Below are 12982 nucleotides of genomic sequence, written 5' to 3'. Positions count from 1 at the left end.
ATAATTCTACTTAGCACCATTCGCTTTGATTTGTTCACCCGTTTTGCCGAAGCGCCTTTCGCGGTTCTGATAGGAAAGTATCGCCTCGTACAAGTGTTCCCGGCGGAAATCGGGCCAGAAAAGATCTTCATAAAAATACAGTTCAGAATATGCCAGCTGCCAAAGCAGGAAGTTGCTGATCCGGTGGTCGCCGCCTGTCCGCAGCATCAGGTCCACCTCCGGGCGGTGCTCCGTCGACAGGTTGCCTGCCACCATTTCTTCATTTATTTCTTCGGGCAGCAAAACGCCGTTGCGTACATCTTCGGCGAGTTTGCGTGCGGCCTGGGTAATATCCCATTTGCCGCTGTAACCCAATGCCAGGATGAGATTCAGGCCGGTATTGTTGCGTGTCTCTGCAATCGCTTTCGCAAGCTGGTTCTGGCAGCTGCGCGGCAAGCTCGCCGTATCACCGATCGTATCGAGCTTCACATTGTTCTTCATCATCGTCGGCAGCTCGTTACCGATCGACTGCACGAGCAGCTCCATCAGCGCCCTCACTTCAAATTCCGGGCGTGCCCAGTTTTCCGTTGAAAAAGCATACAATGTCAGAAAAGAAACCCCGAGCTCCGCACATCCTTCCGTCACTTCCCTTACCGCCTTGATCGCATTGCGATGGCCAAACACACGCGCTGCTCCCTGATTCTGGGCCCATCGTCCGTTACCGTCCATGATAACGGCTATGTGTTTGGGCAGATTGCCCGTATCAATGAGCTCCTTCATTAATCCTGACTCCTTTTAACCTTTTTTAACAAAACAAAAACAACATTTTCGAAGCGCCTTGTCATCGGTGAATGATCGGAAGCCGCTCCGGGCTATTCAGGAATCTCATTACCGGTAACAAATACGCAGCAACCGTCCGAAGTGTGCCGAATGCGGGCACATTTCGTTCCTTATCCCGTCCGCAGCTTATCAGAACACCCTGATGAACAACGCATTAGTCTCCAAAATACCAATGGAAATTTAAACGAGGGCGCAATTTAGGAATAAGAATCAGGTCTACAAAATGAATATTCTGGTACAAACGGGGTGTAATTCGATTAATTATCAAGAAGATGGCGGATCGCGTCGCCATAGGTGCTGCCGCTGGTGACCTGCGAAGCCTTGCGATCGCGCATCACGATCACGTACTTGCCGTTGAAGTGTTTCTGGATTTCCTTGATATGGTGGGAGTTGACGATCCCCGCACGGCTCACGCGCAGGTAATGCTTGGGAAGCTTCTCTTCGAGCGACGTAAGCGTGTAGTTAAGCAGGTATTTCTGGCCGTCGAGCGTGTTAAGAAATACGTATTTTTCTTCTGCCTCGAAATGCGTGATCTCGGTCATGGGAATCAGCAGAATGCGGTCGCCGGTTTTCACCGACAATGAGAATATTTCCTTCTTCGGCTTCATTTCTTCGAGCAGCCTCAGCAGGTTTTCCGAATAAGGGTTAAAGCTGCCTGGATGGCCGTTGCCGGCCTGTGTAATGTTCCTGATCTTCTCGATGGTTTTCATCAGCCGGTCGTTTTCCACCGGTTTCAGCAGGTAGTCCACCGAATTTTCCTCAAATGCGCGGATCGCATATTGGTCGTAGGCCGTAGAAAATACCACCAGCGGCATTCTGGTGAGCTTGGAGAGCATTTCGAAACCATTCAGCAGCGGCATTTCGATGTCGAGGAAAATGACGTCCGGATGGTGCCTGTCGATTTCCACCAGACCTTCCGCGCCGTTTTTGGCTTCCGAAACGATCGTAAAAGTGTCGGTATGCTTTTCGAGCAAGCGCCTGAGTCGGCTCAATGCAAGCGGTTCGTCGTCGATAAGAATGGTTTTAAGCGGAAACTGCATGACTGGATTGTTGATGTTGTTCAATGGCTGATTTCTGAATGGCAATATTAACCGATTTGTGCGGCTCGTTGAGCAGTTCAAGGCGCGCATTATCGCCGTAAAGCAGTTTCAGCTTGTCCTGAATGCTGCGCATGCCGTAGCCAGCCCCCAGCGTTTCGGGAAATGCGGGGCCATTATCGTGGACGCACAAATGCAGCCATTGGTCTTTTTCATAAATCTTCACCACAATATTCCCTTGTTCGGCCATCCGCGAAATACCGTGCTTAATGGCATTCTCGACAATGGGCTGCAAGATAAACTTGGGAACTTGCAGGGCTTTCAGCGTTTCGTCCTCCACTTCCACCGTGAACCGCAGCCGCTCGCCAAACCGCACTTTTTCCACCTGCAAATACGTTTCCACCATTTCCAGCTCGTTTTCAATGCTATCGAAATAGTCGCTCGTTTTGCGGCCGGTGGTGTAGCGGAAGAGTTTTGAGAGCAGCAGCGTCATTTCCTCGGCCTTGTCGGGATTCTCGTGCACGAGGCTGGCAATGCTGTTTAATGAGTTATACAAAAAATGCGGGTTAATGCGGGCCTGCAAGGCATCCAGCTCGGCGCGTGTTTTCAGTTTTTCGAGATTGAGGAGCTGGTATTCCTGGTCGGATATTTTACGGGAGATCTGGCGGCCTTCGCGACTCAGGAAGTAAAACACATTGGCGATGGCCACGGGTGCCCACGCATACCAGTACCAGGGCGCATCCTGCGAAGGTTCGGACGGATAGCGCGCCACGTAATCGTTCACAATGTCGGTTGCGAAGATCTGGTGAAGGCCTATTGCCAGCAGACTGTCGGTGAGGAATATGATGATAGAAAGGATAATATGCTTGGCGAGCAGGCTTTTGATGATCACATCGAGCCAGGTGGTGAGCCCCTGCGTGATCAGGATTGTACAAACGCCCGTGGCGATGTTGAGCAGGACCAGGTATTTATAAAAAGCAAGCCGCACCGGCTCCTCAGTGAATGTGAGCTCCGCCGTGAAATAAGCGATCGCATTGAAACCGTACAGGATCACCGCGCCGAGGATAGCCGCCACAAACGTCCCGATCCAGCCCTGGTTCTGAATGATGGCTATGAGGCTGAAATCCTGCCAGTTGAATGATTTTTCCTGTGAAGTAAAACTGAAATTGGCCCCCTCTACCCTCGCCCCGTTCAGGTCTACATCCGACAAACTACTGAAACTCAGATCTGCGTCCCGAAGATCGGCATTCCGGAAAGTGGTCCGGTCGAGGGCCGAAAAACGAAGTTTTGCATTCCGCAGATTGGCGCCGTCGAAGTTGATGTCTTTCAAACTCGAAAAGCTGAAATCTGCATTTTCCAGATCCATGTTACTGAAATCCCTTCCGTCGAGCGATGAGGCTGTCATACGCAGCGGCTTCGTTCTTTTGTCGTCCATGCTGTTAAACCGTAAACGTTAAAATCATTTTGACGGGCCACATGCCTTAGTGGTCCGGTCGTGCATAAAAAAAGCTTCATGGCTAACAGATTATGTGGTACAAATCTATTGGCCATGAAGCCTGTTGCTAAGCGTTTTCCGACGAGTGCCGGTTTCCGGTGGATGAAGTTACCGGCGGACGGAATGAAACGGCCGGTTTTAGAGCTCTTCCAGCATAATATCCTTCCAGCGTACCTTAATGCCGCCGCCATCGTGGATTTGCAATGCGATTGAACCCTGGCCGGCGCCGATTTTAGCATCGGTAAGGTCTACCATTTCGTGCCCGTTGAGCCAGGTTTGCGTACGGTCGCCCTGCGCGCGGATGCGCAGCGTGTTCCATTCGCCCATTTTCAGGAATCCTTCTTTTTCATCCGGAATCTGCACGAGCCAGTTGCGGCCGTAGGATTCGTAAATGCCGCCCGTGTCGTGGTTGGGAGGCGCTACTTCCACCTGCCAGCCCGAAACTTTCGTGCCGGTCACGGTAGAGCGGAAGAATACGCCGCTGTTGCCGTTAGCTTCCTGTTTGAATTTCAGGGTGAGATCAAAATTCTTGTAGAACTTGTCGGTGGTGAGGTAGCCGTACTGCTTGTCGGGGCCGCTTTCGCAGATGAGCTCGCCGCCGTCGACATACCATTTTTCGGTGCCGTGAACGGTCCAGCCTTTGAGGTCTTTTCCGTTGAATAATTTGACGGGCTTTTTTAACGGGTCGGCCGATGGCCCATTCAGCGCGAAAAACGCCGAATTCAGCATCAGGACAGCCGCTCCGGCGACAATGACTTGTCTAAGTTTAAGCATGGTTATGATGGGATTAGGATTAAAAAATTGTGGTTACAAATTCTTTGAAATTACATTTTGCATTAGTTTTACGAAAATTAACCACTTGGAAAGCTATGAAAAAAAACCGTTTTGGAGGGCGTTGGGCAGCATTTTTTTTGGCAGCAGGGCTATTTTCAACGATTTTGATTTCTTGTAAGGAGAGCGAAGCGGATCTCGTGAAGAGAAAGACCGCCACGGATGTCATTCTCGAAAATCCCGAGTTCAGCATGTTAAAGGAGATCATTATTGCTGCGGAAAAGGGAGATGCATTCAGAACTCAGGACGCGACCTTTTTCCTGCCTTCGAACGCCGCTTTCAATAAGGCTAACATATTCAGTGCTTCGGTAATCACCAGCAAGCCCGACTCCATTGATATTTTTCTAAACAGGCACGTGCTGAAAGGCCAGGTGTCCTACGCCGATTTCACAGCCGGCAAGTATGACAATATTGATAAAACGCTCAAACTTGAAATCGCAAAAAAAGATACTGCGTTCACTGTGAACGGAGCCAGGATCGCGAGAAAGGATGTGAGCGCGTCGAACGGCATCATCCAGGTGCTCGACAGCGTTTATGTGAAGGTTATCAGATAAGCGTACCGGATCTTCACAAAAAGCAAACCCCCGAAGCACCAGCTCCGGGGGTTTGCTTTTCTATAACCAATCTTCTCAAAACTGATCCGTAAACGAGAAGAAGAAATTCCCTTCAATAGCCGCATTCTCGTCCGAATCGGAGCCGTGGATCGCGTTTTTTTCCATCGAAATGGCATATAGCTTGCGGATAGTACCTTCTTCGGCATTGTCCGGGTTGGTAGCACCGATCAGCTTACGGAAATCCGCCACCGCATTCTCCTTTTCGAGAATCATAGGGATGATCGCCCCGGACGACATATACATGCAAAGATCATTGTAGAAAGGTCGCTCTTTGTGCACGGCGTAAAACTCGCCGGCACGCTCGGAAGTGAGCTGCGTTTTTTTGAGGGCCACAATCCGGAATCCTGCTGCTTCGATCATCTTGATGATTGAACCCGAATGACCATCCTTCACAGCGTCAGGCTTGATCATGGTAAATGTCTTATTCGTTGGCATACGTACTTGGCTAAATTGTTACTGCCTGCAAGCTACTATATTATAATTTAAATCCGAGAACCTTTCGTCCTCAAACAGCCGCCTCATGTTAAATCACCGCCTGATTGCCAGCCTTTACCGCTCTTTATGAAGCAAATCCCAACAGTTTTGTTAATTTTGTGGGCTCTAAGCAACCTGGAAATTCCTCTTTTGAACTAAGTTACTGTGAATCAAATCATTGAAGAGCTCCGCTCTTTTTTATCCCAACCCCAGAAAATTGTTATCACAACGCACCGCGACCCGGATGCGGATGCATTGGGATCGTCCCTGGGCTGGGCCAGTTATTTGCTCAAAAAAGGCCATGAAGTGACGGTTATCAGCCCTACCGACTATGCCGCGAACCTTCGCTGGCTGTCGGGCATGGAGCATGTACTCGTGTATGAAAAGCCCTCGGAACAAGGAAAATGCAAGAAAAAGATCGAACAGGCGACCCTGATCTGCTGCCTTGATTTCTCGGCGCTGTCACGCCTGAAAGACCTTGGAAAGGTTGTCCAGGATGCTGCGGCTCCCAAAATGATGATCGACCACCACCTCGAACCCGAGCATTTTGCGAAATGGATGGTTTGGGATACCACCGCGGCCGCGACGGCGCAGCTGGTTTACGAGCTGGTGAAGGAAATGGAAGGTGGCCAGCCCGCTGAGCAGATCTTCGATATTCCGATGGCCGAATGCCTCTACGCCGGCATTATGACCGACACGGGCTCTTTCCGTCACGGCAACGTAACGCCCGCCGTACACCTCGCAGTGGCCGACCTGATGCGTACCGGTTTCGATTCGAGCCGGGTCCACCGGCTGATTTACGACAATGCGCCACTTTCGCGGCTGCAATTCCTGGGTTACGTGCTTTGCAACAAGCTGACGGTGCTGCCCGAGTACCGCACGGCGTACATGGTGCTGACGGAGGCTGAACTGCAAAAATTCAACTCGGCGTCGGGCGAAACGGAGGGGATTGTGAACTATGGCCTGCAAGTGGAAAATGTGGTAATGTCGGCAATGTTCATCGAACGCAAGGGCGAGGTTAAGATCTCGTTCCGGTCGGTAGGCGCATTCTCGGTGAGGGACCTTGCCAGCACGCATTTCAGCGGCGGCGGCCATAAGAACGCTTCCGGAGGACGCTCAGAACAACCAGTGAATGAAACAGTTGCGCGGTTTTTAAGCATACTTCCATCATACCAGGAAGAACTTTTGAGCGTTGACTAAACTTGAATTATAACATCAGTAAAATATCTTATAATAAAAACATCCCAATGAATTTAAAAACAATCGGTTATGCGATGGGCATAACTATTCTCGCAGCCGCTTGCAATCAACATCGCCAACAGGTTACCGACAGCGGCCTCAAATACACGCTTTTCGAACATAAGGACGATGCCAAGAAAGCCGAACTGGGGAATATCATGACATTCCACCTGGTGTTGAAGAATGGTACCGACTCCACGCTCCGCGACACATATAAAGAAAATAATCCGGTTAAAATGGTATTGCAGGCGCCGCCTTACAAAGGCAGCTTCGAGGAAGGCCTAACCCTGCTTGCAGCCGGCGATAGCGCTAAGTTTCTGGTGAATGCGGATACATTGTTCGCGAAAATCGGCCAGCCAATGCCTCCGATGATCAAGAAAGGATCGGAACTGAGCTTTACCGTGAAAGTGGTGAGCGTACTTACTTCGGAAGAATTCCAGAAGCAGCAGGCAGAAGCCGGCAAAAAGCAGAAGGACATCGATGCCAAGATCATCGACGAATATCTTGCTAAAAACAACCTGACCGCAAAAGCCAGAAAAACGGCTTCCGGCCTGGTGTACGTGCCGCAAACCGAAGGTACCGGCGCGAGCCCCACTCCTGGCGACAATGTGAAAGTACATTACACCGGCAAGTTCCTGGATGGCAAAGAGTTCGACAGCTCGAAGAGCGGAGGCAAACCACTTGATATGCAGGTAGGAGCCGGAATGGTGATCCAGGGATGGGATGAAGGCCTTACATTGATGAAAAAAGGCGAAAAAGGCTTGTTGCTGATTCCGTCGGGCCTTGCATACGGACCAGATCAATACGGCCCGATCCCAGGCAACTCGGTATTGCAGTTTGAAATGGAATTGCTCGACATTACCAAAGGCACCAAGCCAGCGGGCCCTGCACTTCCTTCTCCCGCTCCGGCGAAATAGGATAAGCAGATATAACAATGCCACCGCAGCCGCGGACCGAAGGCACGGATGATCACGATACGCTTCGTGAACATTCGTGCCTTCGTGGCATTTAACCCTCCCGTTTTTTGCGTAAAATGCACTCCGATCACAACCATATCACACATGAAACTTTGCTTTGCCACCAACAACCGGCACAAACTGGAAGAAATACAGGCGCTACTGGGCGATCAGTTCGAACTCGTAACGCTGAGCGACATCGGCTGCGACACCGACATTCCCGAACCATTCGACACCATTGCCGAGAACTCGCGCGGGAAAGCGCATTACGTGCATGAACATTTCGGGATCGATTGCTTTGCAGATGACACCGGCCTGGTAGTCGGGGCGTTGAATGGCGAACCTGGGGTGAAATCGGCGCGCTACGCCGGCGAACAACGCGATTCCAACGACAATATCGACCTGCTGGTGAAAAGCCTGGCAGACAAGCCGGACCGTTCGGCTCACTTCCTGACCGTGATTACATTGTCGCTCGACGGGGAATATTACCAGTTTGAAGGCACGGTGGAGGGAACAATTATCAATGAAAAGCGCGGCAGCAATGGATTTGGGTACGACCCGGTGTTCGTTCCGAAAGGGCACTCGCGCACATTCGCTGAAATGACCATGCAGGAGAAATCCGATCTTAGCCACCGCGGCAGGGCATTTGCAAAGCTGGTAGCCTTTCTGAGGGCGCATTAACACATTATTCAACCTAACATCATACGGACATGTCGGACTTCAATTCGGATGATTATCGCTACGACGGTAGCAAGAAGTTTGAGATCAGTAAAGCCAAAACGCGCTTTAAAGATATTTATGCCGATAAGGCCGAATACGAGGCCATGCAGGATGAATCGGCGAAGGAGCTGGACGAGTTGCAGAGCATGATGTACGCGCACAACCGGTACGGATTGCTGGTGATCTTTCAGGCGATGGACGCGGCCGGTAAGGACGGCACGATCAAACACGTGCTTTCAGGCGTAAACCCGGTGGGGGTAAAAATCCATTCGTTCAAAAGGCCTACCGATACCGAGCTTGGACATGATTTTTTGTGGAGAACGAACCTGGTACTGCCTCAGCGCGGCACGATCACGATCTTCAACCGCAGTTATTATGAAGAAGTGCTGGTCGTGAAAGTGCAGCCGGAAATCCTCACGCAATCGCAGCGCCTTCCGACGGAGCTGACCGAAGATCTTGACAAGCTCTGGAAACACCGCTACACCGACATCCGCAACCTGGAAAAATACCTCTACCGGAACGGCATTCGCGTGATCAAGTTCTTTTTGAATGTATCGAAGGAAGAACAGGCCGAACGGCTGATCGAACGCATTGAGGACCCTTCCAAAAACTGGAAGTTCGAGGAGCAGGACGTAAAAGTACGCGACCAATGGGCCGAATACATGCAGGCATACGAAGATTGCATTAATGCCACCGCATCCAAAAAAGCACCATGGTTCGTGATTCCCGCCGACGACAAGAAGAACCTCCGCCTGACGGTGGCCAAGATCGTCGCCGAAGAATTGAAGAAGATGCACATGAAATACCCCGAATCGGGCCCACAGCGGACCGAGGAGCTCCGGCATTTCATCGACATCATCAATGCCCAAACGAACCAGCCATAATGCAAAAAAAGGCCGCCGATCGATGATCGGCGGCCTTATAGCTATGCATGGTGTGAAGTTATGTCTTATTTCTTGATGGTGAAGTTGCCGCCACCAATTTTGTAGCCTTCGGCATAGAGCTCCACGTTGTATTTTCCTGGGCGGAACTTGTTGGCATTATCATACAACATCTCTACTTTCTGGTTGTTGTTCTGATAAGCAATTGACTCGCGGGTTGTGAATTTAGACGGCGCGCCATCGACTTCGAACTCTCCTGAGCCAGTAGCGTCGTCAGCTACAACCGCTCCATCCGGATCCAGTACGCGAACATAGATGTCTTTTGGCTCCTGAGCAGTTAACTCGTTTTCCGGCAGGTTGAACACCAGTTTCAGCTTATCAACACGGCTGGCTTTGTATTCGTCTTTGTCTTTGGTTTTACCGCGTGAGTTAACAGTCAGCACTTTCAGATTTTGTGCTCTCAAAGCAGCTGCTTTGCTCACTTTCGCGCTCAGTTCTTTGTTTTCCGCTGTGAAAGTCGTTACTGAGTCTGTCAATTCCGCCTGGCGTTGTACCAGTCGTTCACGTTCGCTGGTAAGCGTTCCCACGTGTGTGTGCAGGGAGTCGTTGCTTGCTACCAGTTGTTCGTTTTCAGCTTTCAGCTGAGCGATCATCTCGTCTTTTTCTGTCAGGAATTTCTCGTATTCCTTGATCTTGCCGAGATATTTGTTGGTTTCTACTCTTCTGCTGCGGCTGAATGCTACCTTGTCAGCTTCGAGTTTCTCTTTCATTTTGGTCAGCTCTGTAACATCACCTCCCAATTTTTCAACTTCTGCAATCTTGGCATCCAATACTGTTGAAATGGAGTCCAATTTAGTTTTGGTTACAGCCAACTCTCTGGCTTTTTCGACTACCATCGATTCTTGCTGTGTCAACTCTTGTTTCTGAGTTGTAAACAGGTAGCCAAACATGGCTGTTGCTAGCCCCAGGACAACTACCATTGCCCACGCTATGCTTTGCTTATTTTTCTGTTCTTGTTGCATTGATATTAAGTTTACTTGTGTGATTTAGTTTCTCATGCGACAGGTTAAAAAATCAAATCCGGGTCTACATGTTCTGATTTCACATCAAATAATTTTGTGCCGTTTTCTGCCACCAAGCCAAAGTCACCGCGCGATCGGAATTTTCGCATCCCTCTGAAATGCAAAAAAGAGCCGCATTGCGATCAATTTGGCTCTTTTTGATGGATATGTTATGATTTTGAAAATTCCTTCATACCGATGGCTAAGTCAAATATGCATCTGGAAAATTGGGTAATGTTACCACAAAATATGGTGTAAGAGTACAGAGAAAATAATGCAATCGACCTGCTAAAATCCTATTTCGCCGTGAATGCTGAAAACCTTCTTCTCCACGAAGATCAGCTTTTGGTAACCGGCTACATCATAAGCGCTTATTCCGATAAGGTTGTCCCGCTTAGCGCATTCGAGTACGATCTTCTTTTCGGAATTGTAAATCTTGTTCTCCGCGCGGAGCAGCGCCTCCACGCGCAATGGCTGTTTCAACACCGAATCGGTTTCGATAATCAGGTAGCTTACAGGTAGGTCGTTGCCGGGTTTGAGACGGTATTCAAATCGCAGCGGGCCATTATGAACCGTTTCATAGGCCTGGCGGTAAGACGGCTTGTTAATGTCCGCCTGCACGAAAAGTTCAAGTTCTTTCTTCCAATCGACGTTCCGGCTTTTCGACACTTCACGATTTGATCCCAAAACTGCCGTTTTCCGCACTTCCGGCTTTTTGTCGTTCAAATAAGTAATCTGGTTTTCGACAAACCCTTTCAAATCATAATAGACCTTGGGAGCATCGTCGCGGGATTCTTCCGGCGTGCAGGAAACCAGCGAGCAGAGCAGTAGAACGATCGTAAGGAAGCGGTAAAGCATGGATTTGAATATGTGGCTAAAAAAACAGAGAGCCCGAAGGACTCTCTGCTGGTTAACATCAACGGATGTCCGAAAGTTTTAGAGAATGCTGGTTCCCGTCATTTCTGCCGGCTGCGCGATTCCCATTAACGCCAAAATGGTTGGCGCCACGTCGGCTAGCTTTCCATTATGGATCGGCTTTTGGTATTCACTATCCACCAGAATGCATGGCACGAGGTTCAATGAATGCGCGGTATTCGGCGATCCATCGTCGTTGGACATGTAATCCGAATTACCGTGGTCGGCTATGATGATGGATGAGTAGCCGTGGTTCAAACCGGTGGTAACCACCGCCTGCACGCACTGATCTACCGTTTCGCACGCCTTCACAGCCGCTTCGAAAACGCCGGTGTGGCCTACCATGTCAGGGTTAGCGAAATTGAGACAAACGAAATCCACTTCTTCTTTCTCCAATTCAGGAACGATCGAGTCGCGAATATCGAATGCCGACATTTCGGGCTGCAAGTCGTAAGTAGCCACTTTCGGCGACGGGCAAAGCAGGCGGCTCTCTCCTTCGAACGGCTTTTCGCGGCCGCCTGAGAAGAAGAACGTCACGTGCGGGTATTTCTCCGTTTCGGCAATGCGGATTTGTTTTTTGCCGGCAGCTTCGAGTACCTCGCCCAATGTATTGTTCAGATTGTCTTTGTCGAAAATCACATCCACGCCTTTGAAAGTATCATCATAGTTGGTCATGGTGATGTATTTCAAATTGAGCTTGTGCATGTTCTGCTCGTGGAAATCCTGCTGGGTAAGCACTTCGGTAATCTCGCGGCCGCGGTCGGTGCGGAAGTTGAAGCACAATACCACATCGCCGTCCTGGATCAATGCAAGCGGAGAGCCATCGGCATTGGTAGCGATGATCGGCGTGATGAATTCGTCCGTTACGCCTTCTTCGTAAGATGCTTTTACTGCATTCAGAACATCGCCGGACGGAACATGCTTGCCTTCGCCGTGTACCATGGCGTCATAAGCCAATTTCACGCGTTCCCAGCGCTTGTCGCGGTCCATTGCATAGTAGCGGCCGGTAATGCTGGCAATGCGGCCGGTGCTTTGCGCCATGGATTCGTTCAGTTCGGTCAGGAAACCTAACCCACTTTTGGGATCGGTATCGCGGCCGTCGGTAAATGCGTGAATGAATACGTCGTTCAAACCACGATCGGCTGCGATTTTGCAAAGGCCCTTCAAATGGTCGATATGCGAATGCACGCCGCCATCCGAAACAAGTCCGATGAAATGCACTTTCTTGCCTTCCGTTTTGGCATATTCCAATGCATTCGTCAGCGCGGGCTCCTGGCCCAGCGTGCCTTCCGAAACGGCGAGGTTGATTTTTACCAGATCCTGATACACCACGCGGCCTGCGCCGAGGTTGGTATGGCCTACTTCGGAGTTACCCATTTGTCCGTCAGGAAGGCCGACAGCCAGACCACTCGCTTCGAGTTTGCTATGCGGGTATTTTTGAAGAATGGAATCGTAGAATGGGGTGTTGGCAGCCAGAATGGCGGAACGGTTTTCCTCGCCGGTTTTGGCGATCCCCCAGCCGTCCATGATAATGAGGATGACTTTCTTGCTCAATGTATGCTGAATTAAGATGATATTGTTGAGAGTATTCGTTTACTCCCGCTTTTTGCTTTCGACAGGCTGATTGTTTTCGTCCACAATCACATATACTTCCTCGTTGGGCCGCCGCATCATAAATTTCTCGCGCGCCCATTTTTCGAGCATTTTAGGATTCCCGAAAACCTCATTCCGCTCCTTTTTAACGTCCCTGATCTTGTCCTGAAGAATTGCTTTCTCCTTTTCCAGGTCCTTCATCTTCATCCGGTTCGACATCACGATCCGGAAATTGTTGTTGTCGAGGAACAATATCCATATCAGCCACACGACGAATGTGGCAATATAGAAGTTCTTTAATGTGTGCAAAGACCAGAATGAGTGGTTTTTCATATTGAAACACCCTT

14 protein-coding genes are annotated in these 12982 nt (G+C 50.0%); 5 read left to right on the top strand and 9 right to left on the bottom strand.

Annotation, left to right across the window (positions count from 1 at the left end; genetic code table 11):
- Positions 1 to 6: 6 nt before the first annotated feature.
- The 4 genes from uppS to DFER_RS21840 all read right to left on the bottom strand — a co-directional run bounded on the left by uppS (position 7) and on the right by DFER_RS21840 (position 4125).
- A complete protein-coding gene (gene uppS, locus DFER_RS21855; RefSeq protein WP_015813832.1) occupies positions 7 to 759 on the bottom strand; it encodes an undecaprenyl pyrophosphate synthase in 753 nt (250 codons plus the stop codon).
- A 317-nt stretch (positions 760 to 1076) separates the two neighbouring features.
- A complete protein-coding gene (locus DFER_RS21850; RefSeq protein WP_015813831.1) occupies positions 1077 to 1859 on the bottom strand; it encodes a LytR/AlgR family response regulator transcription factor in 783 nt (260 codons plus the stop codon).
- Positions 1843 to 3291 carry a histidine kinase gene (locus DFER_RS21845; RefSeq protein ID WP_015813830.1) on the bottom strand — a complete coding sequence of 483 codons (1449 nt, stop codon included), beginning with the start codon at positions 3289 to 3291 and terminating at the stop codon, positions 1843 to 1845. The genes DFER_RS21850 and DFER_RS21845 overlap by 17 nt, the downstream gene beginning before the upstream one ends.
- Positions 3292 to 3489: 198 nt before the next feature.
- On the bottom strand, positions 3490 to 4125 hold the full coding sequence (locus tag DFER_RS21840) for a 3-keto-disaccharide hydrolase (RefSeq protein WP_015813829.1): 636 nt from the start codon (positions 4123 to 4125) through the stop codon (positions 3490 to 3492).
- A gap of 197 nt (positions 4126 to 4322) precedes the next feature.
- Between DFER_RS21840 and DFER_RS21835 the strand changes: the two genes are divergently transcribed.
- A complete protein-coding gene (locus DFER_RS21835) occupies positions 4323 to 4736 on the top strand; it encodes a fasciclin domain-containing protein (protein ID WP_229206076.1) in 414 nt (137 codons plus the stop codon).
- A 75-nt stretch (positions 4737 to 4811) separates the two neighbouring features.
- Here DFER_RS21835 and DFER_RS21830 read toward each other — a convergent pair whose 3' ends face one another.
- A complete protein-coding gene (locus DFER_RS21830) occupies positions 4812 to 5231 on the bottom strand; it encodes a nucleoside-diphosphate kinase (protein ID WP_015813827.1) in 420 nt (139 codons plus the stop codon).
- A gap of 204 nt (positions 5232 to 5435) precedes the next feature.
- On the opposite strand from DFER_RS21830, the gene DFER_RS21825 reads away from it, so the two are divergent.
- From DFER_RS21825 to DFER_RS21810, 4 genes are all read left to right on the top strand, one after another.
- Positions 5436 to 6470, top strand: a complete 1035-nt coding sequence (locus DFER_RS21825; RefSeq protein ID WP_015813826.1) for a DHH family phosphoesterase — start codon at positions 5436 to 5438, stop codon at positions 6468 to 6470.
- A gap of 47 nt (positions 6471 to 6517) precedes the next feature.
- The gene (locus tag DFER_RS21820; protein WP_015813825.1) at positions 6518 to 7426 is read left to right on the top strand and encodes an FKBP-type peptidyl-prolyl cis-trans isomerase; all 909 of its coding nucleotides are present in this window, start codon (positions 6518 to 6520) and stop codon (positions 7424 to 7426) included.
- Between the two features lie 144 nt (positions 7427 to 7570).
- Positions 7571 to 8146 carry an RdgB/HAM1 family non-canonical purine NTP pyrophosphatase gene (gene rdgB / locus DFER_RS21815; RefSeq protein ID WP_041735401.1) on the top strand — a complete coding sequence of 192 codons (576 nt, stop codon included), beginning with the start codon at positions 7571 to 7573 and terminating at the stop codon, positions 8144 to 8146.
- 29 nt (positions 8147 to 8175) lie between these two features.
- On the top strand, positions 8176 to 9069 hold the full coding sequence (locus DFER_RS21810; protein ID WP_015813823.1) for a polyphosphate kinase 2 family protein: 894 nt from the start codon (positions 8176 to 8178) through the stop codon (positions 9067 to 9069).
- A 65-nt stretch (positions 9070 to 9134) separates the two neighbouring features.
- Here DFER_RS21810 and DFER_RS21805 read toward each other — a convergent pair whose 3' ends face one another.
- From DFER_RS21805 to DFER_RS21790, 4 genes are all read right to left on the bottom strand, one after another.
- A complete protein-coding gene (locus DFER_RS21805) occupies positions 9135 to 10088 on the bottom strand; it encodes a DUF8428 domain-containing protein (protein ID WP_015813822.1) in 954 nt (317 codons plus the stop codon).
- A gap of 327 nt (positions 10089 to 10415) precedes the next feature.
- On the bottom strand, positions 10416 to 10985 hold the full coding sequence (locus DFER_RS21800) for a hypothetical protein (RefSeq protein WP_015813821.1): 570 nt from the start codon (positions 10983 to 10985) through the stop codon (positions 10416 to 10418).
- A 78-nt stretch (positions 10986 to 11063) separates the two neighbouring features.
- Positions 11064 to 12596, bottom strand: a complete 1533-nt coding sequence (gene gpmI, locus DFER_RS21795; RefSeq protein ID WP_015813820.1) for a 2,3-bisphosphoglycerate-independent phosphoglycerate mutase — start codon at positions 12594 to 12596, stop codon at positions 11064 to 11066.
- Between the two features lie 39 nt (positions 12597 to 12635).
- Positions 12636 to 12968: an FtsB family cell division protein gene (locus DFER_RS21790; protein WP_015813819.1), complete on the bottom strand. Its 333-nt coding sequence runs from the start codon at positions 12966 to 12968 to the stop codon at positions 12636 to 12638.
- Positions 12969 to 12982: the final 14 nt, after the last annotated feature.

This window comes from Dyadobacter fermentans DSM 18053 (genome assembly GCF_000023125.1).
In the GTDB taxonomy this organism is placed as follows: domain Bacteria; phylum Bacteroidota; class Bacteroidia; order Cytophagales; family Spirosomataceae; genus Dyadobacter; species Dyadobacter fermentans.
Note: the sequence above shows the minus strand (reverse complement) of the source record. Positions and strands in the feature narration are given on the sequence as shown.

Excerpts from the sequence above, each read along its gene's own strand:
- uppS (WP_015813832.1), bottom strand. The coding sequence starts at position 759 with ATGAAGGAGCTCATTGATACGGGCAATCTGCCCAAACACATAGCCGTT.
- DFER_RS21850 (WP_015813831.1), bottom strand. The coding sequence starts at position 1,859 with ATGCAGTTTCCGCTTAAAACCATTCTTATCGACGACGAACCGCTTGCA.
- DFER_RS21845 (WP_015813830.1), bottom strand. The coding sequence starts at position 3,291 with ATGGACGACAAAAGAACGAAGCCGCTGCGTATGACAGCCTCATCGCTC.
- DFER_RS21840 (WP_015813829.1), bottom strand. The coding sequence starts at position 4,125 with ATGCTTAAACTTAGACAAGTCATTGTCGCCGGAGCGGCTGTCCTGATG.
- DFER_RS21830 (WP_015813827.1), bottom strand. The coding sequence starts at position 5,231 with ATGCCAACGAATAAGACATTTACCATGATCAAGCCTGACGCTGTGAAG.
- DFER_RS21820 (WP_015813825.1), top strand. The coding sequence starts at position 6,518 with ATGAATTTAAAAACAATCGGTTATGCGATGGGCATAACTATTCTCGCA.
- rdgB (WP_041735401.1), top strand. The coding sequence starts at position 7,571 with ATGAAACTTTGCTTTGCCACCAACAACCGGCACAAACTGGAAGAAATA.
- DFER_RS21810 (WP_015813823.1), top strand. The coding sequence starts at position 8,176 with ATGTCGGACTTCAATTCGGATGATTATCGCTACGACGGTAGCAAGAAG.
- DFER_RS21805 (WP_015813822.1), bottom strand. The coding sequence starts at position 10,088 with ATGCAACAAGAACAGAAAAATAAGCAAAGCATAGCGTGGGCAATGGTA.
- DFER_RS21800 (WP_015813821.1), bottom strand. The coding sequence starts at position 10,985 with ATGCTTTACCGCTTCCTTACGATCGTTCTACTGCTCTGCTCGCTGGTT.
- DFER_RS21790 (WP_015813819.1), bottom strand. The coding sequence starts at position 12,968 with ATGAAAAACCACTCATTCTGGTCTTTGCACACATTAAAGAACTTCTAT.